Source organism: Pseudomonas wuhanensis, from assembly GCF_030687395.1.
GTDB lineage: Bacteria > Pseudomonadota > Gammaproteobacteria > Pseudomonadales > Pseudomonadaceae > Aquipseudomonas > Aquipseudomonas wuhanensis.
In genome coordinates this window covers 2,697,294-2,716,207 of record NZ_CP117430.1, presented here as the reverse complement: position 1 = coordinate 2,716,207, position 18,914 = coordinate 2,697,294, and the positions used below count along the sequence as shown (strand labels likewise).

The 18,914-nt window shown below is 60.4% G+C and carries 21 protein-coding genes; 10 read left to right on the top strand and 11 right to left on the bottom strand.

Annotated elements, in window-relative coordinates:
* Positions 1 to 100: 100 nt before the first annotated feature.
* From PSH88_RS12650 to PSH88_RS12635, 4 genes are all read right to left on the bottom strand, one after another.
* Positions 101 to 1,504 (bottom strand): LLM class flavin-dependent oxidoreductase, encoded by a 1,404-nt coding sequence (locus tag PSH88_RS12650; RefSeq protein ID WP_305426483.1) that lies wholly within the window; start codon positions 1,502 to 1,504, stop codon positions 101 to 103.
* Positions 1,504 to 1,941, bottom strand: coding sequence for an acyl-CoA dehydrogenase (locus PSH88_RS12645; RefSeq protein WP_305426482.1), 438 nt, complete (start codon positions 1,939 to 1,941; stop codon positions 1,504 to 1,506). Before PSH88_RS12645 ends, PSH88_RS12650 begins: the two co-directional genes overlap by 1 nt.
* A 10-nt stretch (positions 1,942 to 1,951) precedes the next feature.
* The gene (locus tag PSH88_RS12640) at positions 1,952 to 3,154 is read right to left on the bottom strand and encodes an SfnB family sulfur acquisition oxidoreductase (protein WP_305426481.1); all 1,203 of its coding nucleotides are present in this window, start codon (positions 3,152 to 3,154) and stop codon (positions 1,952 to 1,954) included.
* 156 nt (positions 3,155 to 3,310) lie between these two features.
* Positions 3,311 to 3,874, bottom strand: coding sequence for a helix-turn-helix domain-containing protein (locus PSH88_RS12635; protein WP_305426480.1), 564 nt, complete (start codon positions 3,872 to 3,874; stop codon positions 3,311 to 3,313).
* Between PSH88_RS12635 and PSH88_RS12630 the strand changes: the two genes are divergently transcribed.
* The 7 genes from PSH88_RS12630 (at position 3,869) to PSH88_RS12600 (ending at position 11,241) form a co-directional block, all read left to right on the top strand.
* Positions 3,869 to 4,894, top strand: coding sequence for a DMT family transporter (locus PSH88_RS12630; protein ID WP_305483541.1), 1,026 nt, complete (start codon positions 3,869 to 3,871; stop codon positions 4,892 to 4,894). The two genes, PSH88_RS12635 and PSH88_RS12630, sit on opposite strands and share 6 nt — an antisense overlap.
* 271 nt (positions 4,895 to 5,165) lie before the next feature.
* Positions 5,166 to 8,096, top strand: a complete 2,931-nt coding sequence (locus tag PSH88_RS12625; protein ID WP_305483539.1) for a monovalent cation/H+ antiporter subunit A — start codon at positions 5,166 to 5,168, stop codon at positions 8,094 to 8,096.
* Positions 8,096 to 8,440, top strand: coding sequence for a Na+/H+ antiporter subunit C (locus tag PSH88_RS12620; protein WP_008029186.1), 345 nt, complete (start codon positions 8,096 to 8,098; stop codon positions 8,438 to 8,440). Before PSH88_RS12625 ends, PSH88_RS12620 begins: the two co-directional genes overlap by 1 nt.
* Positions 8,437 to 10,122, top strand: a complete 1,686-nt coding sequence (locus PSH88_RS12615; protein ID WP_305426479.1) for a monovalent cation/H+ antiporter subunit D — start codon at positions 8,437 to 8,439, stop codon at positions 10,120 to 10,122. The genes PSH88_RS12620 and PSH88_RS12615 overlap by 4 nt, the downstream gene beginning before the upstream one ends.
* The gene (locus PSH88_RS12610; RefSeq protein ID WP_258615581.1) at positions 10,119 to 10,607 is read left to right on the top strand and encodes a Na+/H+ antiporter subunit E; all 489 of its coding nucleotides are present in this window, start codon (positions 10,119 to 10,121) and stop codon (positions 10,605 to 10,607) included. Before PSH88_RS12615 ends, PSH88_RS12610 begins: the two co-directional genes overlap by 4 nt.
* The gene (locus PSH88_RS12605; RefSeq protein ID WP_052966881.1) at positions 10,604 to 10,882 is read left to right on the top strand and encodes a K+/H+ antiporter subunit F; all 279 of its coding nucleotides are present in this window, start codon (positions 10,604 to 10,606) and stop codon (positions 10,880 to 10,882) included. Before PSH88_RS12610 ends, PSH88_RS12605 begins: the two co-directional genes overlap by 4 nt.
* A complete protein-coding gene (locus tag PSH88_RS12600) occupies positions 10,879 to 11,241 on the top strand; it encodes a Na+/H+ antiporter subunit G (RefSeq protein WP_052966880.1) in 363 nt (120 codons plus the stop codon). The genes PSH88_RS12605 and PSH88_RS12600 overlap by 4 nt, the downstream gene beginning before the upstream one ends.
* Before the next feature lie 125 nt (positions 11,242 to 11,366).
* On the opposite strand, the gene PSH88_RS12595 is transcribed toward PSH88_RS12600, so the two are convergent.
* The 4 genes from PSH88_RS12595 to PSH88_RS12580 all read right to left on the bottom strand — a co-directional run bounded on the left by PSH88_RS12595 (position 11,367) and on the right by PSH88_RS12580 (position 13,766).
* Positions 11,367 to 11,804, bottom strand: a complete 438-nt coding sequence (locus tag PSH88_RS12595; RefSeq protein WP_305426478.1) for a DUF3995 domain-containing protein — start codon at positions 11,802 to 11,804, stop codon at positions 11,367 to 11,369.
* A gap of 152 nt (positions 11,805 to 11,956) precedes the next feature.
* Positions 11,957 to 12,973 (bottom strand): ABC transporter substrate-binding protein, encoded by a 1,017-nt coding sequence (locus PSH88_RS12590; RefSeq protein WP_305426477.1) that lies wholly within the window; start codon positions 12,971 to 12,973, stop codon positions 11,957 to 11,959.
* A 119-nt stretch (positions 12,974 to 13,092) separates the two neighbouring features.
* Positions 13,093 to 13,296 (bottom strand): hypothetical protein, encoded by a 204-nt coding sequence (locus PSH88_RS12585; RefSeq protein ID WP_305426476.1) that lies wholly within the window; start codon positions 13,294 to 13,296, stop codon positions 13,093 to 13,095.
* Positions 13,296 to 13,766 carry a hypothetical protein gene (locus tag PSH88_RS12580; protein WP_007907879.1) on the bottom strand — a complete coding sequence of 157 codons (471 nt, stop codon included), beginning with the start codon at positions 13,764 to 13,766 and terminating at the stop codon, positions 13,296 to 13,298. The genes PSH88_RS12585 and PSH88_RS12580 overlap by 1 nt, the downstream gene beginning before the upstream one ends.
* Positions 13,767 to 14,176: 410 nt before the next feature.
* On the opposite strand from PSH88_RS12580, the gene PSH88_RS12575 reads away from it, so the two are divergent.
* The 3 genes from PSH88_RS12575 to PSH88_RS12565 all read left to right on the top strand — a co-directional run bounded on the left by PSH88_RS12575 (position 14,177) and on the right by PSH88_RS12565 (position 15,193).
* Positions 14,177 to 14,425, top strand: a complete 249-nt coding sequence (locus PSH88_RS12575; protein ID WP_305426981.1) for a hypothetical protein — start codon at positions 14,177 to 14,179, stop codon at positions 14,423 to 14,425.
* A 147-nt stretch (positions 14,426 to 14,572) separates the two neighbouring features.
* On the top strand, positions 14,573 to 14,803 hold the full coding sequence (locus tag PSH88_RS12570) for a hypothetical protein (protein WP_305426475.1): 231 nt from the start codon (positions 14,573 to 14,575) through the stop codon (positions 14,801 to 14,803).
* 150 nt (positions 14,804 to 14,953) lie between these two features.
* A complete protein-coding gene (locus tag PSH88_RS12565) occupies positions 14,954 to 15,193 on the top strand; it encodes a DUF2789 domain-containing protein (RefSeq protein WP_237881734.1) in 240 nt (79 codons plus the stop codon).
* Between the two features lie 121 nt (positions 15,194 to 15,314).
* On the opposite strand, the gene PSH88_RS12560 is transcribed toward PSH88_RS12565, so the two are convergent.
* The 3 genes from PSH88_RS12560 to PSH88_RS12550 all read right to left on the bottom strand — a co-directional run bounded on the left by PSH88_RS12560 (position 15,315) and on the right by PSH88_RS12550 (position 18,895).
* Positions 15,315 to 16,538: a methyl-accepting chemotaxis protein gene (locus PSH88_RS12560; protein WP_370694697.1), complete on the bottom strand. Its 1,224-nt coding sequence runs from the start codon at positions 16,536 to 16,538 to the stop codon at positions 15,315 to 15,317.
* A gap of 602 nt (positions 16,539 to 17,140) precedes the next feature.
* On the bottom strand, positions 17,141 to 17,545 hold the full coding sequence (locus PSH88_RS12555) for a TraR/DksA family transcriptional regulator (RefSeq protein WP_007907888.1): 405 nt from the start codon (positions 17,543 to 17,545) through the stop codon (positions 17,141 to 17,143).
* Positions 17,546 to 17,872: 327 nt separating this feature from the next.
* The gene (locus tag PSH88_RS12550; RefSeq protein WP_095055795.1) at positions 17,873 to 18,895 is read right to left on the bottom strand and encodes an ABC transporter permease; all 1,023 of its coding nucleotides are present in this window, start codon (positions 18,893 to 18,895) and stop codon (positions 17,873 to 17,875) included.
* Positions 18,896 to 18,914 lie beyond the last annotated feature (19 nt).

Genomic DNA, 18,914 nt, shown 5'->3' with positions numbered 1-18,914 from the left:
GCCCATCGCGGGCAAGCCCGCTCCCACAGGGTTTTGTGTCGTCCACAACTATCGCCGACGATACGAAACCTGTGGGAGCGTGGCTTGCCCGCGAAGGCGTCTACGCAGACATCACTTCCTTCTCCTGCCGCCGCAACGCCGCCAGGTCTCGATAGCCCGCCCCCGGATGGATATCCGGCAATCGCGCCCCTTCGCCAAACAACTTCTCGCGCAAGGTCCCAGGTGCGTATTCGGTCTTGTACACCCCGCGCTTCTGCAACTCCGGCACCAGCAACTCCACGGCATCGATGAACGTTTCGTGGGTCAACGCATAAGCCAGGTTGAAGCCATCCACATCGGTCTCCTCGACCCACTCCTGCAGCAAATCGGCGACGGTCTCGGGGCTGCCGACAAACAGCGGCCCGAAACCGCCGATCCCGACCCAATCGGCCAGTTCGTTCGGTGTCCAGACCTTGTTCGGGTCCGCCGTGGAGAACGCCTCCACCGCCGATTGAATGGCATTGGTGTGCACGTGCTTGAGCGGTTCATCCGGTTTGAACTGGCTGAAATCGATGCCGGTCCAGCCCGAGATCAGCGCCATGGCGCCTTCATAACTGACCCAGGTTTTGTATTCTTCGAACTTGGCTTTGGCCTTGGCGTCGGTCTCGCCGAGGATCACCGTTTGCAGATTGAAGATCAGGATCTTCGACGGATCGCGCCCCGCCTCGGCCACCCGGCGACGGATGTCGGCCACGGTTTTCTTCAGCAGCACTTTCGACGGCGCGGCGACAAACACGCATTCGGCATGTTCGGCGGCGAACTGCTTGCCGCGACTCGAGGCGCCGGCCTGATACAGCACCGGCGTGCGTTGCTGCGAGGGTTCACAGAGGTGAATCCCTGGCACCTGAAAGTGTTTGCCGACGTGCCGGATTTCGTGGATTTTGCTCGGATCGCTGAAGATCCGCCGCTCGCGATCCCGCAGAATCGCGCCCTCTTCCCAGCTGCCTTCCCACAGTTTGTAGCAAACCTCCAGGTACTCTTCGGCAAAGTCGTAACGGGCGTCATGTTCGGTCTGGGCTTTCTGGCCGAGGTTCTTCGCGCCGCTTTCCAGGTACGAGGTGACGATGTTCCAACCGGCGCGGCCCTTGGTCAGGTGGTCGAGAGTCGACAGGCGTCGGGCGAACGGATACGGGTGTTCGAAGGACAGCGACGCGGTCAGGCCAAAACCCAGATGCTCGGTGACCAATGCCATCGGCGGGATCAGTTGCAATGGATCATTGACCGGCACCTGCGCCGCCTGACGAATCGCCGCGTCACCGTTGCCGTTGTAGACGTCATAAATGCCCAGCACATCGGCGATGAACAAACCGTCGAACTTGCCTCGCTCAAGGATTTTCGCCAGATCCGTCCAGTACTCAAGATCCTTGTACTGCCAGGATCGATCCCGCGGATGCGCCCACAAACCCGGCGACTGGTGGCCGACGCAGTTCATGTCAAAGGCGTTGAGACGAATTTCACGGGCCATCAAACGACACTCCGCACGCTGGGGGGATGGATGCCGTTGAGGCGGAAGTTGCCAATGAGGTGGAGCTTCCAGCGCAGCGGATCATCCAGCGACCCAGGCAACACGGTGCGTTGGCCGGTGAGTTCGAATTCGGCATTGCTGACGGCATTTAAAGCATCCGCGCTGGCCAGGTGCGACTCGGCGACGGCGACGCTGATTTCTGTGTCGTCATCAACGCTGTTCAGAACGTCTTCGGCGCGTTCGAGCAGCGCGGCGGCGACTTCGATGCGGATGTGCAAGTCACCGAAGCGGCTGATGACGTAAGGATCAGCCGTGGCTTGGGTCTGCCGGCGGACGAAACGCAACGTCGCGTCGAGCAACGTGCGAGCGTTGTGCAGGTCGTGCTGTGGCTTGGCCAGGGGCTGCCTGGCAACAATCGGTTGGGTCAAGGCGTTCATGGGTCGCTCCTCAGTTCCAGGCGTGGCGCGCAGGCTTCACGCCGTTGAGCAGGTAGTTGCCGATCAAGTGGTATTTCCAGCGCGCCGGGTCGTGCAAGGTGTGCGTCCGGGCGTTGCGCCAGTGACGGTCGAGGTTGTACTTGCCGAGCACCGAGCGGGTGCCGGCGAGTTCGAAGAGTTTGCTGCTGGTGAGCAAGGCGATTTCGGCAGAGAGGACTTTGGCCTGTGCGACCACGACCGAGGCGCGGGCAACCGTGTCCTCATTGGGTTTGAGCAACGCGGCGTCGATGGCTTGGCCGGCTTTTCTGAGGATGGCGTCGGTGCCGTGAACCCGCCATTCGAGGTCGCCGATCGCTGCGATGCTGAACGGGTCCTGCCAGCCGTGATCCTGCTGGCTGTCGATCCATGGTCGGGCTTCACGGGCGTAGCGCTTGGTTTCTTCCAGGGCGCCGACGGCGATGCCGGTATCCACGGCAGCCTGGATGATTTGCGAGATCGGGCCGTCGGCGGTGGGTTCGTCGAACGCCTTGTGGGCCGGGATCACCGCGCTCAAGGGCACGCTCACCGCGTTCAGGGTCACGCCGCCGCTGGCAGTGGTGCGCTGGCCGAAACCGTCCCAACTGTCGATCACCGTCAGGCCGGGATTGTCGCGCTCGATGAAGGCGATGAAAGCCTTGTTCTCTTCATCGACCGCCACCGCCGGCACGATGTGCGCGAACAAGGCGCCGGTGCAGTAGAACTTCTCGCCGTCGATTTGCGCGGTGTCTTTATCGAAACGGATACGGGTTTCAAAAGCACCGGCATTCTTGCTTTTGGATTCGGAGAAGGCGTTGCCGAAACGATAACCCTGCAGGACTTTGTCGAAGTAATAGCGCTTCTGCGCTTCGGTGGCGGTTTGCAACAGGATGTCGAGTACGCCCAGATGGTTTTGCGGGATCTGGCCGAGGGACGGATCGGCGGCGGAAATGATCTTGATCACTTCGGCGACTGTCACGTAAGACACGCCGGCACCGCCGTATTCTTGGGGAATGGTGATGCCCCATAAACCACTGGCGGAGAACTCATCGAGTTCGGCAACCGGCAGACGTCGCTCGCGGTCACGAGCGCTGGCCTCGGTAGCGAAGCGGGCGGCGAGCTTGTGAGCGACGGCAATCGCCTCGGCGTCCGAGTGGATCACATGGGCAGTGCGAGGGGGTTGGGCAGAGGCTGTCATGGGCCGACTCCGGGATTCTGGGAAATGCCCCAGAGCTTTTGCAGGAGTCGTGCCTGAAACTGAATATCTTTTATTTCAATAGGTTAATGAACTATCCGAGAAACACTTGCAGCTTGAAAACAGCAAAGTGCTTATCCAGTGTTGGTCGGTAAACAGTCAGATCACCACATTACGCACAAACCGCGCCGCCACCGCCCCGTCATTGCGATAGGAATGCGGCTGGTTGCTGGCGAACATGAAGAACTCGCCGGCGGCGATGTGTTGCTGCTTATCGCCCAGGACCAGGGTCAGGCAGCCTTCAAATACGTAGAGCTGTTCGCTCCAGCCATCGGCGTCCGGTTGCGAGGGGTAAATTTCACCCGGTTGCAGGCACCATTCCCATTGTTCCACTTCACGGGTGGCGGTGGCTTTTGACAGTAAAACGGCTTTGCTGCCGGGGATCGCTCCGGCCCAAGCCACTTCGTTGATGCGACTCGGGTCGCGGGCATCCGGGGCCTGGATCAGATCGCTGAAGGCGACGTCCAGCGCTTCGGCCACGCGGTCGAGGGTGGTCAGGCTGACGTTTTTCTCGCCGGCCTCGATGGCCACCAGCATCCGGCGACTGACCCCGGACTTTTCAGCCAGGGCGGTCTGGCTCATGTCGGCGGCGTGGCGCAGACGTCGGACGTTCTGGCTGACGTGCTGGAGAACCGAAGCCCGTTGGGTGGAATCTTTGTGCACTATATTGCTCACTTGGTGGTGTTGCGCAGTATACTGCCCAACTTCCGGCGCATTGTGCGTCTCCCTCAGGTAGCGCGCAAGGTCATGACGTCGGTGAACTCCTCCCCTGCTTCCTCCCGTTTCTCACGGTTCAGCAAAGCTGAGTGCGTGTTGGTGCTGATTACCATGGTCTGGGGCGGGACCTTTTTGCTGGTGCAGCATGCAATGACCGTCAGCGGGCCGATGTTTTTCGTCGGTCTGCGTTTTGCCGCGGCAGCGAGCATCGTTGCCCTGTTCTCCTGGCGTCATCTGCGCGAACTGACCCTGTTCGAACTCAAGGCCGGGGCGTTTATCGGCGTGGCGATCATGCTCGGTTACGGCTTGCAGACCGTGGGTTTGCAAAGCATTCCCAGCAGTCAGTCGGCGTTTATTACCGCGCTGTATGTGCCGTTCGTGCCATTGCTGCAATGGCTGGTGCTGGGGCGGCGTCCGGGGTTGATGCCGAGCATCGGGATCATACTGGCCTTTACCGGGCTGATGCTGCTGTCGGGGCCTGCCGGCGCTTCGTTCAATTTCAGCCCTGGTGAAATCGCCACCTTGATCAGCGCCGTGGCGATTGCGGCGGAGATCATTCTGATCAGTACCTATGCCGGCCAGGTCGACGTGCGCCGGGTGACGGTGGTGCAACTGGCGGTGACTTCGGTGCTGGCGTTTTTGATGGTGGTGCCGACTCAGGAAGTGATTCCGGGGTTCTCCTGGTTGCTGTTGTGCAGCGCATTGGGCCTGGGCGCGGCGAGTGCGGCGATTCAGGTGGCAATGAACTGGGCGCAGAAAAGTGTTTCGCCGACGCGGGCGACGCTGATCTATGCCGGGGAGCCGGTGTGGGCCGGGATTGTCGGGCGGATTGCCGGGGAGCGGTTGCCGGCGATTGCGTTGGTGGGCGCGGGATTGATTGTGGCGGCGGTGATTGTCAGCGAGTTGAAGACTAAGGGTAAGGTCGCTTCGCCTGAAGAAGAGTTGGAGCAGGAAGCACAGGGATAGCCCCCATTTCTACGTTGCTTGATAGACAGCCATCGCGGGCAAGCCCGCTCCCACAAGGTCTGGAGGGGGACACACGATTTGCGTACAACCAAAATCTCTGTGGGAGCGGGCTTGCTCGCGATGGGGCCGGGACAGGCGAAATCGCGCTCCCTTAAACAATGATAAACAGGAATTTTCCGCCTACCTTGTAGGATTCTGCGACAGCTTGGCGTTTGGTGATCCAGGAGCTGGCACGTATGATGCTTCACAAACTTCCGCAGATTAGAAGCCTATGTCTCTGATAGTTCTACTGCTTCTGCCTTTCATCGGCAGCTGTCTGGCAGCCTTGCTGCCGCACAATGCGCGTAACACCGAATCGCTGTTGGCTGGCCTGGTTGCCTTGATCGGCACCGTCCAAGTCGCCCTCTTGTACCCGCAAATCGCCCATGGCGGCGTGATCCGCGAAGAATTCTTCTGGCTACCGAGCCTGGGCCTGAACTTCGTTCTGCGCATGGACGGTTTCGCCTGGCTGTTCTCGATGCTGGTGCTGGGCATCGGCACCCTCGTTTCGTTGTATGCCCGCTACTACATGTCACCGGACGATCCGGTGCCGCGTTTCTTCGCGTTTTTCCTGGCGTTCATGGGCGCCATGCTGGGGTTGGTGATCTCCGGCAACCTGATCCAGATCGTGTTTTTCTGGGAGCTGACCAGCCTCTTCTCATTCCTGTTGATCGGCTACTGGCACCACCGCGCCGATGCCCGACGCGGCGCCTACATGGCGTTGATGGTCACCGGTGCCGGCGGCTTGTGTTTGCTGGCGGGGGTCATGCTGCTCGGCCATGTGGTCGGCAGCTATGACCTGGACAAGGTCCTGGCCGCCGGCGATCTGATTCGCGCACATGCCCTCTACCCTATTCTGCTTCCCCTGATCCTCATCGGCGCGCTGAGCAAAAGTGCGCAGTTCCCCTTCCACTTCTGGCTGCCTCACGCCATGGCGGCGCCGACACCGGTTTCGGCGTATCTGCACTCGGCGACCATGGTCAAGGCCGGGGTGTTCCTGCTCGCACGCCTGTGGCCGTCGCTGTCCGGCAGTGAAGAATGGTTCTACATCGTCAGCGGGGCCGGCGCCTGCACCCTGTTACTCGGCGCTTACTGCGCAATGTTCCAGAACGACCTCAAGGGCCTGCTGGCCTACTCGACCATCAGCCACCTGGGCCTGATCACTTTGCTGCTGGGCCTGAACAGTCCGCTGGCCGCCGTCGCCGCGGTGTTCCATACTCTCAACCACGCCACCTTCAAGGCCTCGCTGTTCATGGCCGCCGGGATCATCGACCACGAAAGCGGCACCCGGGACATTCGCAAACTCAGCGGCCTGATCAAACTGATCCCGTTCACCGCCACCCTGGCCATGGTCGCCAGTGCCTCCATGGCCGGCGTGCCGCTGCTCAACGGTTTCCTGTCGAAAGAGATGTTCTTCGCCGAAACCGTGTTCATCAACGCCACGGCCTGGATCGAGATGACCCTGCCGATCGTCGCGACCATCGCCGGGACGTTCAGCGTGGCTTACTCCCTGCGCTTCACCGTCGACGTGTTCTTCGGCCCGACCGCCACCGACCTGCCGCACACCCCGCACGAGCCGCCACGCTGGATGCGCGCGCCGGTGGAATTGCTGGTGTTCACCTGTCTGGTGGTGGGGATCTTCCCCGCTCAAGTGGTCGGCCCGTTGCTCGCGGCGGCGGCATTGCCGGTGGTAGGCGGCACGCTGCCCGAGTACAGCCTGGCGATCTGGCATGGCTGGAACGCGCCGATGATCATGAGCCTGATCGCCATGTCCTGCGGCATCATCCTTTATCTACTGCTGCGCAATCAGCTCAAGCGCGGGCGCTTCACGCACCCGCCGGTGATCAGCCACTTCAACGGCAAGCGCCTGTTCGAGCGCAGCCTGGTGCTCATGATGCGCCTGGCCCGTCGTCTGGAGCGGCGGATCAGCACTCGGCGCCTGCAAACCCAACTGTTTCTGGTGGTACTCGCCGCGGTACTCGCCGGATTGATCCCGATGCTGCACAGCAGCTTGAGCTGGGGCGACCGGCCGAAAATCCAGGGCTCGATTGTGTTCGTGATCCTCTGGTTGCTAGCGATTGCCTGTGCCCTTGGCGCGGCGTGGCAAGCCAAGTATCACCGGCTCGCGGCCCTGACCATGGTCAGCGTCTGCGGCCTGATGACCTGCGTGACCTTCGTCTGGTTCTCGGCGCCGGACCTGGCCCTGACGCAACTGGCAGTGGAAGTGGTGACCACGGTGCTGATCCTCCTCGGTCTGCGCTGGTTGCCACGACGGATCGAAGAGGTGTCGCCGTTGCCGAGCAGTCTGCGCAAGGCACGCATCCGCCGCATCCGCGACTTGCTGCTGTCGATCACGGTCGGTGGCGGCATGGCGCTGCTGTCCTACGCGATGCTGACCCGCCAGACGCCCAACGACATTTCCTCGTTCTACCTCAGTCGCGCCCTGCCCGAAGGCGGCGGCAGCAACGTGGTCAACGTGATGCTGGTGGACTTCCGTGGCTTCGACACCCTCGGCGAAATCACCGTGCTGGTGGCGGTGGCCCTGGCCGTGTTCGCCCTGCTGCGACGCTTCCGTCCACCGAAAGAAAGCCTGCAACTGCCGGCCCAACAGCGCTTGCTGGCGCCCGACGTGGTCACCGACCTGGTCAACCCGCGTCACGCCAGCGACACCGCGCTCGGTTTCATGATGGTGCCGGCGGTGCTGGTGCGTCTGCTGCTGCCGATTGCGTTTGTGGTGTCGGTCTACCTGTTCATGCGCGGGCACAATCAACCGGGAGGCGGTTTCGTCGCCGGTCTGGTGATGTCGGTGGCGTTCATCCTGCAATACATGGTCGCCGGCACCCAGTGGGTCGAGGCGCAAATGAGCCTGCGACCGCTGCGCTGGATGGGCACCGGGCTGCTGTTTGCCACGGTCACCGGGCTCGGGGCGATGGCGGCCGGGTATCCCTTCCTCACCACCCACACCTGGCATTTCACACTGCCGTTGCTGGGCGACATTCACATCGCCAGCGCGCTGTTCTTCGACATTGGCGTGTACGCCGTGGTGGTCGGCTCGACGCTGTTGATCCTGACCGCCCTCGCCCACCAATCGGTACGCGGCCATAAAACCAGCGCGCAACCCAAGCCCGTGGCCAAAGCGGCTGCCACGCAAGGAGCCATCTGATGGAAGAAGTCATCGCAATCGCCATCGGTGTGCTGGCCGCGTCCGGCGTGTGGCTGGTGCTGCGGCCACGGACGTTCCAGGTGGTCATGGGCCTGTGCCTGCTGTCCTACGGCGTCAACCTGTTCATCTTCAGCATGGGCAGCCTGTTCATCGGCAAGGAGCCGAACATCAAGGACGGCGTGCCTCAGGATTTGCTGCACTACACCGACCCGCTGCCGCAAGCGTTGGTGCTGACCGCGATCGTCATCAGCTTCGCCATGACCGCGTTGTTTCTGGTGGTGCTGCTCGCCTCCCGGGGGCTGACCGGCACCGACCATGTGGATGGCCGGGAGCCTAAAGAATGAATCCGATAGCGCACCTGATCGCTGCACCGATTCTGCTGCCGCTGCTGACCGCCGCGGTGATGCTGATGCTGGGCGAGAAACACCGCCCGTTAAAGGCCAAAATCAATCTGTTCTCCAGCCTGCTGGGGCTGGGCATTGCCGTGATGCTTCTGCAATGGACGCAAACCACCGGCGTGCCCGGTTCCATCGGTGTGTACCTGCCCGGCAACTGGCAGGTGCCGTTCGGTATTGTGCTGGTGGTCGATCGTCTGTCGGCGCTGATGCTGGTGCTGACCGGGATCATCGGCGTCAGCGCCCTGCTGTTCGCCATGGCGCGCTGGGACGGCGCCGGTTCGAGTTTCCATGCGCTGTTCCAGATTCAGTTGATGGGCCTGTACGGCGCCTTCCTGACGGCAGACCTGTTCAACCTGTTCGTGTTCTTCGAGGTGCTGCTGGCCGCCTCTTACGGGTTGATGCTGCACGGATCAGGCCGGGCTCGGGTGTCGTCGGGGCTGCATTACATCTCGATCAACCTGCTGGCCTCGTCACTGTTTCTGATTGGCGCGGCGCTGATCTACGGCGTTACCGGCACACTGAACATGGCCGACCTGGCGCTGAAAATCCCGTTGGTGCCGCAAGCCGATCGCGGCTTGCTGCATGCCGGCGCGGCGATTCTGGCGGTGGCGTTCCTGGCCAAGGCCGGGATGTGGCCGCTGAACTTCTGGCTGGTGCCGGCCTATTCCGCGGCCAGCGCGCCCGTGGCGGCGATGTTCGCGATCATGACCAAGGTCGGCGTCTACACCTTGCTACGCCTGTGGACGCTGCTGTTCTCCGGGCAGGCCGGGGCATCCGCGTACTTCGGTGGCGACTGGCTGATCTACGGCGGCATGGCGACCATCGTCTGCGCCGCCGTGGCGATTCTGGCCGCGCAACGCCTGGAACGCATGGCCAGCCTGAGCATTCTGGTGTCGGCAGGCATTCTATTGTCGGCCATCGGTTTCGCCCAGCCGAACCTGATCGGCGCGGCGCTGTTCTATCTCGTCAGCTCGACCCTGGCGTTGAGCGCGCTGTTCCTGCTGGCCGAGTTGATCGAGCGCTCGCGTTCGGCCAATGAAATGCCGCTGGACGATGACGGCGAGCTGCTTCCACGGCCGCTGGAATCCTTGCAGCCGCCCAAAGGCTTCAACCTCGATGACGAACAGAAAGCCGTGGTCGGCCAGGTGATTCCCTGGACCATGGCTTTCCTCGGTTTGAGCTTCATCGCCTGCGCCTTGCTGATCATCGGCATGCCGCCGCTTTCCGGGTTTATCGGCAAACTCAGTCTGCTCAGCGCCCTGCTCAATCCGCAGGGGCTGGGTAATGGCAGCGACGAACCGATATCGAATGGCGCGTGGGCGCTGCTCGCCCTGTTGATCCTGTCCGGACTGGCCTCGCTGATCGCTTTCTCGCGTTTGGGCATCCAGCGTTTCTGGACCCCGCAAGAGCGGCCATCGCCCTTGCTGCGGCGCCTGGAATGCGTGCCGATCGTCATTCTGCTGGGGCTGGGCATTGCGCTGACGTTCAAGGCTGAACCGCTGCTGCGCTACACCCAAGCGGCGGCCGATGCATTGAACAACCCGCAGCAATACGTGATGGCGGTGCTCGAAACCCGTGTAATTCCAGGCCCGCAAGCCAAGACAGCGCTGCTGGAGGTGCAACCATGAAGCGTCTGTTTCCTGCACCTTGGTTGTCATTGGCGCTGTGGCTGCTGTGGCTGGTTTTGAACCTGTCGATGAGCCCCGGCAATCTACTGCTGGGCGCCATGCTGGGGTTCTGCGCACCGTTGATGATGCGCAAGCTGCGGCCGCTGCCGATCCGCATTCGTCGTCCCGGGGTGATCCTGCGTTTGTTCTTGCTGGTCGGGCGCGACGTGCTCGTGTCCAACCTCGCCGTGGCCTGGGGCGTGCTCAACGCGGGTCGTCGTGCGCCTCGCTCGCGGTTCATCAAGGTGCCGCTGGATTTGCGCGATGCCAACGGCCTGGCGGCGCTGTCGATGATCTGCACGGTGGTCCCCGGTACGGTCTGGTCGGAACTGGCGCTGGATCGCAGCATTCTGTTGCTGCACGTTTTCGATCTGGATGACGAAAGCCAATTCATCCAGCACTTCAAGACGACCTACGAGCGCCCCTTGATGGAGATCTTCGAATGAGCGCATTGCTGTCGAACGCGATTCTGCTGAGCCTGTTCATCTTTTCGGTGGCGATGATTCTGACCCTGATCCGCCTGTTCAAGGGCCCGTCGGCTCAGGACCGGGTTCTGGCGCTGGATTACCTGTACATCATCGCCATGCTGATGATGCTCGCGCTGGGGATTCGCTATGCCAGTGACACCTACTTCGAGGCGGCGCTGCTGATCGCCCTGTTCGGCTTCGTCGGCTCGTTTGCCCTGGCCAAATTCCTGTTGCGTGGCGAGGTGATCGAATGAGACCTGAACTGTCTCTGTGGGTGGAAATTGCAGTGGCGATTCTGCTGGTGCTCAGCAGCCTGTTTACGCTGATCGGTGCGGTCGGGTTGCTGCGGATGAAGGATTATTTCCAGCGCATGCACCCGCCGGCGCTGGCCTCGACCTTGGGCGCGTGGTGCGTGGCACTGGCTTCGATCATTTATTTTTCGGCGCTCAAGTCGGCACCGGTGCTGCATGCCTGGCTCATTCCGGTTCTGTTGTCGATCACCGTGCCGGTGACTACGCTGCTGCTGGCCCGGGCGGCGCTGTTTCGCAAGCGCATGGCGGGGGATGATGTGCCGGCTGAGGTGAGTAGTCGGCGGACGGAACCCGGGAGTTAAGTTCAGAAGTTTTTGTTGATTGGGCTGACCTCATCGCGAGCAGGCTCGCTCCCACAGGGGTTTTGTGAACACTGAAGATCCAATGTGGGAGTGAGCCTGCTCGCGATGGCAATAGTCAGGTCGGCTCAGATCCAGGCCACTGCCAACAACCCAGCCCCCAACACCACACACAACGGCGAATACGCCCACGTATCCAGCCGGGCAAACCTCGAGCCCTTCTCCTGCTTGAAGAACCCCACCAAATTCGAATCGCCGATCGCCCGGGCAAACATCAGCATCGCGATCGCGCTGATCACCCATTGCAGCGACCAGTGATGCACCGTGGGCAGATACAGCCCGACCCGCAGGCACACCAGCATCGCGATCAACAGTAAACCCACCGCCACCAACAACGTGACAAAGCCCGACGGTTTGAACGCGGGCCTTGATGCCTCACCGCCCTCCACGGGCACGCGCGGCACCGCCGCCTCGCTGCCCCACTTGCCACCCGCCGCCCAATACAGGTGGACCAGGCTGATGAATAGAAAGATTGCAGCAATCCATTGCGCGACCAATAGGCTCATATTCAGACATCCAGTGTGAAATGTCGCAGCAGGATGAACTTCCTTGCGGTTTTTTGTAAGGGCATTCGCTATCGAACAGTAGTTCGGCTGCAAATACGGTTAAAAGCGGGATTTATGTTTACCCGAGAATTTCGGGTGTACATAAATCGGGTCTATTTCAGTGCGGCAGACACTTTGTCCGCCACATCCTTCGGCACCCAGGCCTGCCACATATCCGGGTGCGCCTTCATGAACGCCTCCGCCGCTTGACGTGGCGGGGTGTGTTTTTCGCTCATGTCAGCCAGGGCCTTGTTCAACGCTTCGATCGGCAAATCGACCTTGGTGAAGAACTCGGCAATCTGCGGGTACTGTTTCTGGAATGGCGTGGACACGCCGATGGACAGCTTCGAGGGCAACGAGCGAGTCGGTTTCGGATTGGGGTGGTCGGCGTCGGTCAGGGTTTTCCAGGCTTCGGCGTCGAACGGTGGTTCTTGCAGCTGAATCAGCTTGAATCGGCCGAGCAACGGCGTTGGCGACCAGTAATAGAACAGGACCGGCTTGCCGCGACGAATCGACGAACTGATCTCTGCGTCCAGTGCCGCCCCCGACCCACTGCGAAAGTTCACGTAACTGTCGTCCAACCCATACGCCTTGAGCTTCTGCTTGTTGACCACTTCTGACGTCCAGCCGATCGGGCTGTTGAGAAAACGCCCCTTGCCCGGGGTTTCCGGGTCTTTGAACATGTCTTTGTAGCGTGGCAGATCACTGATACTGCGCAGGCCCGGCGCCATCGGCTTGATGCCCTTGGCCGGGTCGCCCTTGATCACATACTCCGGCACCCACCAGCCCTCGGTGGCACCCCTGACCGTATCGCCCAGGGCCGCGACTTTGCCCTCGGCCTCAGCCTTGACCCAGACCGGGCTGCGACCGGCCCATTCTTCGCCAATGACCTGAATGTCATTGTTGGCCAAGGCGGTTTCCAGGGTAATGGTCGTCCCCGGCAAGGTGTCGGTCGGCAAGCCGTAGCCCTGCTCGACGATGATCCGCAGAATCTCGGTGATCAGGCTGCCGCTTTCCCAGTTCAGGTCGGCGAAGTGGATCGGCGCCTGGGCGGCGACTACCGGAACGGGTGAAACCAATAACCCGACCGTGGCCAGGGTAGCGGCCAATAACCGTCGAATTCCCTTCATGCTTTTGCACCTCGTGCTGTTCACAGCAATAGCAGGATGGCCTGACAAAGAAGACCGCAAGCCTCTCAAGACTCAGTCAACTGACTGTAGTAGAGGTTTCTGCTTTCGAGGGACGAGGATTATTTTTCGCAAGAGTCCTGCAAGCGCGCAAGCTCCCTTCTGACCATGCTGGCGTACGCCGCCGGACGCAACAGGTAGATCTGTGACGCCACCCAACTCAGCCAGGTTCCCTGTAGAACGGCCTTTTGAGCCAACAGACGCTGCGCCTCGGCGTGGGCACTGGCCTGGTTCTGTTCGTGGAAATCGGCGCGGGTCAGGGTCATTACTCGCTGGCCTTGAAGGTCACCAGTTCGCCCTTGCGCCACTTGGCGGCCTTGGCGGTCACGGCTTTCAGGGTTTTGGTCAGGCCTTCCTGCAATTGTTGATGGGCCGCGAACACCATCACCACGCTATGACCTTCCTTGAAGACAATGCCGTGGCCGTCTGCGGTGGTCACGAACGCGTAATCCCCCAGCCCGTACACCGTCAGCTTGATTTCTCGGAACTTGATGTCCAGCTTGCCGCCTTCGCGGCTAGGCAATACGGAGGCGCTGAAATGATCGCCGACCTTGAGTTTAAGCCCTGGTTTGTCATCCACCACCAGCGCTGATTCAGTGTCGAGCTCGGCAATGTAAATGCCTTCAGCGTTCTGCTCGGTGATGTAGACGAAACGTGACTGAAACTGTTTAACCAGCTTTGCGCGCAAATCACCCAGTACGAACAAAGCATGCATATCGAGATTACTTACTGCCAAGGAAACATCCCCACATCTGAAAATGACGCCATGCACCGGAAACGCGCACAGCAGAAAAAAGCGGCAATGCCGAGGTGTAGCCAAATGACCCGGGTTGAATCCTGGAATGAGCAGAGGGCCCATTCCTCGCGAGGTTTGAGAAGATTACTGGAACATCCCTCACGTCGTCTTGCCTGGCGGTCGTCAGATGTTGAAGGAAAACGCCCTTCTGACGGCCAGACAAAACCGGATTACCAACTTTAGGGAAAAATCTCTTTAAAAAAAGCACTTTTCCGACATATCGCCAGTAAAAAATTGCTTTAGATGGGCATCAATCGCCAACCATTGATGGCGATTCTAGAGCAGCCATGCTCACCGAGACTACCCATAACAACGTACACACGTCGGTAAAACCACGAAAAGGACTTCATATGTGCACACTGACTCACTTCGCCCAGCCTCATACTCGACACACAAACGGCTCGTCGCCTCTGCATTCGAGGGTGCTCCGCCAGCAGGATTTCCTGCCTGAAGAGCGTCTGCTCCCACGTTTTCAGGTGGTATTGGCCGGCAACGCCTTTTTCCACATCAGGGAAATATCCACCGGACGTGTAAGAGGTTTCCGCGGCGATCATAACGAGGCCTGCGCCCTTGCCCGTTCACTCGAGGCACGCAGCTGACCATCCACTTCCATGGACGTTTCGTCATGTCGGCGACTTAACTCAGCCGCCGGCAGGCAACTACTGCCATACTGCCCGGCCAATGAAACCCGTCCTCTGGGCGGACGGCGTTCAACACAACAACTATTTCCAAGGGAAGACTGCTACGTGACGGAATTTGATATCGGTGAATTTTTTATCCGGGGCGAAGCCAGAGAGGTCGAAGGCGAATTCCAGGCAGTCATTATCATGCGCGCCAAACCGCCGTTGACCACTGTGACGTATCACCAGGTCGAAAAGGATCGCTGGTTCAAGACCGCGGATGTCGCGGCCATCGCCGCCCAGGAAGCCGCGAAAGCCCTGAAGCTTGCCGTCGATGATGGGGCATTGAAAGCCTGATCACCGGATTTGCAGTCTATGCTGATCCCTGCTTTTGAATATCGCTATCGAACTCCTGAAGCGCGGCTCTCTCAGATGCCTCTCAGATGCAACGAAGCCGCACCTCGGATCTCGCACTCGACGCGACGAATTATCTGCAAGGAGATGAAGATGGACTCACCCACACATGATTTGAAAGGCCTGTTCGACCAGCTCGGTCTGGACTCCAGCGAAAAGGCTATCGACGATTTCATTGCCCGTCATTCACCCTTGCCCGATGACAAGAAACTCATCGACGCCGAGTTCTGGACCCCGCAACAAGCCGGTTTCCTCAAGGAACAACTGCGTGAAGACGCCGATTGGGCGCATGTGGTCGACGACCTGAACCTGCGTATGCACCAGATCCACTAGCCAGATTCACTCTGTGGAGCGAGGCTTGCCCACGAAGACGGTGTGTCATTCAACACTGATGCCGACTGATACACCGCCTTCGCGGGCACGCCTCGCTCCAGGTCATGCTGTTCACCTAAGCTCAGCGAGGTTTTTCCGGTTTGTAGCCCAAGCGCAAACCACCCCAATGCCGGCCCTTGAGCATGATCGGCACCGACAGGTCGTGCATCAGTTCACCGGTGTCGCGGGTGTAAGTCTGCAACAGCACGGCCTGTTGATGGCTGCCACAGCGGATCCCGGTGCGGTCGGCGAATTTGCGCTTGGTGCGGTTTTGCAGGGTATCGACCTGCACATCACCGGTCAGCGGCTGGCTGAACACGGTGTTGTGGGTCGGCACATAACCCTGCTGCGTGCAGGCGATGGCGAACACCAGGCCTTCATGGCGCGGCAGCAACGGCTCCTGAATCGCTGGCAATACCTGATCGGTGTAGCGGTCGAAGCGGGTCTGGTATTTGGCCGGGCTGGTGTTGGGGATCGCCTGGTAATTGCGATCAAACAGGTCATCGAGGCTGATCCGGCCCTGATCGACATCCGCTTCGAAGCGTGCCGCAATCTGACTCGCCCCTTCGCGGGCCAGGTCGTAAATTCGCTGGTGATAGTCATCCAGTCCGACTTCGGCCAAACGTTCGCTGATGGTTTCGGCCTGCCCTTCCATCTGCACCGCTGCCTGGGCGAGCCGCTGGGTCTGCTGGTCGCTGATCGCCAGATCGCTGCGCATCTGTTCGATGGCGTGGAACAGACTGTCGAGCTGTTCGCGGTTGGTGTCCGCGCCCTGAGCGATTTCCCCGACCTGTCTTTCGACCCCGGCGGCCAGACGCGCGATGTTTTCCAGGTGCTGCCCGGTGTGCTCGACTTGTGCAACACCGGTATTCAGATCGCTCGCCAGTTGACGAATCTGCTCCACCACTTGCGCCGTGCGTTGCTGAATGTCGGCGACCATCTCCCCGACTTCACCGGTCGCGGTCGCCGTGCGCGCGGCCAGCCCCCGCACCTCATCGGCCACCACCGCAAAGCCGCGACCGTGCTCGCCGGCCCGCGCCGCTTCAATGGCCGCGTTCAGCGCCAACAAGTTGGTCTGGCTGGCGATGGACTGGATCACCAGCGTGACCCGCTGGATATCGTCGCTGCGCAGGCTCAGGGCTTCGATCAACTCGCGGCTGCTGCTGGCGCGCTGACTGAGTTGATGCATGCGGGCAATGGACTCGACCAGTTCCGTGCGCCCTGCCGCGCTGCTTTGATGAGCTTCACTGGCGGCGTTCAAGGCTTCTCGACTGAGTTTCGATGTAGCGTGTTCGGTGGTGATCATCACTTCGGCGCTGCTGACAATCTGCGCCGCGGCGTTGAGCTGCGATTGCAGTTTGTCCGCCAGTTGCTTGACCGAATAGGCCACGCCGGCGGCCGACAAGGCGTTATGACTGGTGGTGTAGGAGAGATCGCGAGTCAACCCGGCGATGGCGCTGGTGCTGTCCGTAGCGGTCGCCTCAGGGAGAGTGCGCGAGCGCAGGCGCGGCAGCCAGATAATCAGCACAGCCAATGGCAGGCCAAGGTAAAGCGACCAGCCAGCCAAGGCCATGCCGCACAGCAACAGCATCAGGGCGATGCTTTGCAGGGTCGGCGTCAGCCAAAGGTTTTTCGGCAAAAGTACTGGTGCAGGCATTGCTTCAACCAGAGATCCGTCCCTCGTCATCGTTGTCACCCCACGCGTCTTCTAATTGTTGTGATCGGATTAAACGCCACTACAAAGCCATTATCTATGGTCCATTAGTCGTGGGTGTTGAAGCAGATCAATAGAAAGTGCGGGGGGTGTTTTCGCAGACGTCGAAAAGCATCGCGGGCAAGCCCGCTCCCACAAGGTCCGTGTTGAACCTGTGGGAGCGAGGCTTGCCCGCGATGGGGGGCGCTACTGAATCAGGCCTGACGCTGGTGCTTGTCGATCTGTTCGTGACGCTCTTGAGCTTCGATGCAGTACTTGGTGGTCGGGCTGATCAGCAGGCGTTTCAGGCCGATGGCCTCGCCGCTGTCGTCGCACCAGCCGAAGCTGTCTTCCTTGATGCGTTCCAGGGCCTGTTCCAACTGAGGCAGCATGCGCTGGTCGCGATCGATCGCGTTTACCAGCCAGGTGCGCTCTTCTTCGACGGAAGCCGCGTCAGCCGGATCGGCCGGGGTGTCCAGGCTCTCGATGGCGATGCGATTCTGTTCGATGCGCTCATGGGTTTCGACTTTCATGTTCTGCAACAGCTCGGAGAAAAAAGCATGTTGCTCGGCATTCATGTAGTCATCCGCCGGCATGGCCAGCAACTTGTCCTTTGTCATTGATATCTCTATAAAAAAACGTGCATTAAGGCGAATTAGGGAGCGATCCGTTGAACCTGAAGCGGTCATTGGAAAGGCGCCGTTTATTCCAAGCGCCACCCGGCACTCAATTTACGAGGGGCGGCAGTCTAAGGCCGACTTGAGGCCTCAGCAACTGAAAAGACAGCAAATCTGTCCGACAAAGTCCTGAAAGTGCGCTACGGCAGGCTTTGAGGTGCTTATCGGAGTGCGTTTATAACAAGAAATTCAGTCCAGCGGCTGTATATAGAAGACAAATGGCTGCGCCACGCGGGTCAGGCGTGGCGCATTTTCGCATTTCGTCCGGCTTCAGCGCTTGAGTTTGCGCTTGTTCCGGTACTGGTCGATGACCACCGCCACCACAATAATCAGCCCCTTGATGATGTCTTGAATATAAGCATCAACACCGACAAAGGTAAAGCCGCTGGCCATGACCCCGAGGATCAACGCGCCGATCACGGTGCCGGTAATCCGCCCGACGCCACCGGCCAGGCTGGTGCCGCCGATGACCGCCGCGGCAATTGCGTCCAGCTCATAAGACATACCCATCCCGGCCTGCCCGGTCGCGGCCCGCGCCGACGCCACCACCCCGGCCAAGCCTGCAAGCAACCCGGCGATGCTGTAGACGATCACCAGATGCCGCTTGACGTTGATCCCGGAGGTGCGCGCCGCCTGCATGTTGCCGCCGATGGCGTAGGTGTACTTGCCGTACTTGGTATAGCGCAGGGCGATGTGAAAGATCACCGCCACCACCAGAAAAATGATCACCGGCATCGCGCCGTGTCCGATGGCCGTGTAGGAATCCGAGAGCATGCTCACCGGCTGACCTTCGGTGTAGTAACGCGCCAGGCCGCGGGCCGAGACCATCATGCCGAGGGTGGCAATGAACGGCGGAATCCCGGTGATCGCAATGATGCTGCCGTTGATCGCCCCCGCCAGCAATCCCACCCCAAGCCCGACGATCACTGGAATCCACACCGGCAAGTCAGTCAGGGACGGAAACACCGCCCGGGCAAAATCCGAGGTCTGGGCCAGGCTGGCGGCAATCATCGCCGACAGCGCCAGCACCGAACCGGAGGACAGGTCGATACCGGTGGTGATGATGACCTGGGTCACTCCGATTGCCAGCAGGCCGATGATCGACACTTGCAGGATCATCAGCACCAGACGCTGAGAGTTCATCAGGAAGCTCTGGTCCCGCACGATCCAGCCGAACATTTCGAAGACCAGGCCAATGCCGATCAGCACCAGGAAGATACTCAACTCGGTCGGAAGGCGCCGGCGACTCTTGACCGGTGCCACTGCAGGCTTGTTTTCCAGTATCGCGTTCATAACCACTCACCCTTCTATT

Bases quoted from the DNA above. Each gene is read 5' to 3' on its own strand.
- PSH88_RS12610 (WP_258615581.1), top strand. From the start codon at position 10,119: ATGAAGCGTCTGTTTCCTGCACCTTGGTTGTCATTGGCGCTGTGGCTG.
- PSH88_RS12555 (WP_007907888.1), bottom strand. From the start codon at position 17,545: ATGACAAAGGACAAGTTGCTGGCCATGCCGGCGGATGACTACATGAAT.
- PSH88_RS12625 (WP_305483539.1), top strand. From the start codon at position 5,166: ATGTCTCTGATAGTTCTACTGCTTCTGCCTTTCATCGGCAGCTGTCTG.
- PSH88_RS12560 (WP_370694697.1), bottom strand. From the start codon at position 16,538: ATGATCACCACCGAACACGCTACATCGAAACTCAGTCGAGAAGCCTTG.
- PSH88_RS12590 (WP_305426477.1), bottom strand. From the start codon at position 12,973: ATGAAGGGAATTCGACGGTTATTGGCCGCTACCCTGGCCACGGTCGGG.
- PSH88_RS12605 (WP_052966881.1), top strand. From the start codon at position 10,604: ATGAGCGCATTGCTGTCGAACGCGATTCTGCTGAGCCTGTTCATCTTT.
- PSH88_RS12550 (WP_095055795.1), bottom strand. From the start codon at position 18,895: ATGAACGCGATACTGGAAAACAAGCCTGCAGTGGCACCGGTCAAGAGT.
- PSH88_RS12575 (WP_305426981.1), top strand. From the start codon at position 14,177: ATGTGCACACTGACTCACTTCGCCCAGCCTCATACTCGACACACAAAC.
- PSH88_RS12645 (WP_305426482.1), bottom strand. From the start codon at position 1,941: ATGAACGCCTTGACCCAACCGATTGTTGCCAGGCAGCCCCTGGCCAAG.
- PSH88_RS12585 (WP_305426476.1), bottom strand. From the start codon at position 13,296: ATGACCCTGACCCGCGCCGATTTCCACGAACAGAACCAGGCCAGTGCC.
- PSH88_RS12600 (WP_052966880.1), top strand. From the start codon at position 10,879: ATGAGACCTGAACTGTCTCTGTGGGTGGAAATTGCAGTGGCGATTCTG.
- PSH88_RS12595 (WP_305426478.1), bottom strand. From the start codon at position 11,804: ATGAGCCTATTGGTCGCGCAATGGATTGCTGCAATCTTTCTATTCATC.
- PSH88_RS12620 (WP_008029186.1), top strand. From the start codon at position 8,096: ATGGAAGAAGTCATCGCAATCGCCATCGGTGTGCTGGCCGCGTCCGGC.
- PSH88_RS12650 (WP_305426483.1), bottom strand. From the start codon at position 1,504: ATGGCCCGTGAAATTCGTCTCAACGCCTTTGACATGAACTGCGTCGGC.
- PSH88_RS12615 (WP_305426479.1), top strand. From the start codon at position 8,437: ATGAATCCGATAGCGCACCTGATCGCTGCACCGATTCTGCTGCCGCTG.
- PSH88_RS12640 (WP_305426481.1), bottom strand. From the start codon at position 3,154: ATGACAGCCTCTGCCCAACCCCCTCGCACTGCCCATGTGATCCACTCG.
- PSH88_RS12565 (WP_237881734.1), top strand. From the start codon at position 14,954: ATGGACTCACCCACACATGATTTGAAAGGCCTGTTCGACCAGCTCGGT.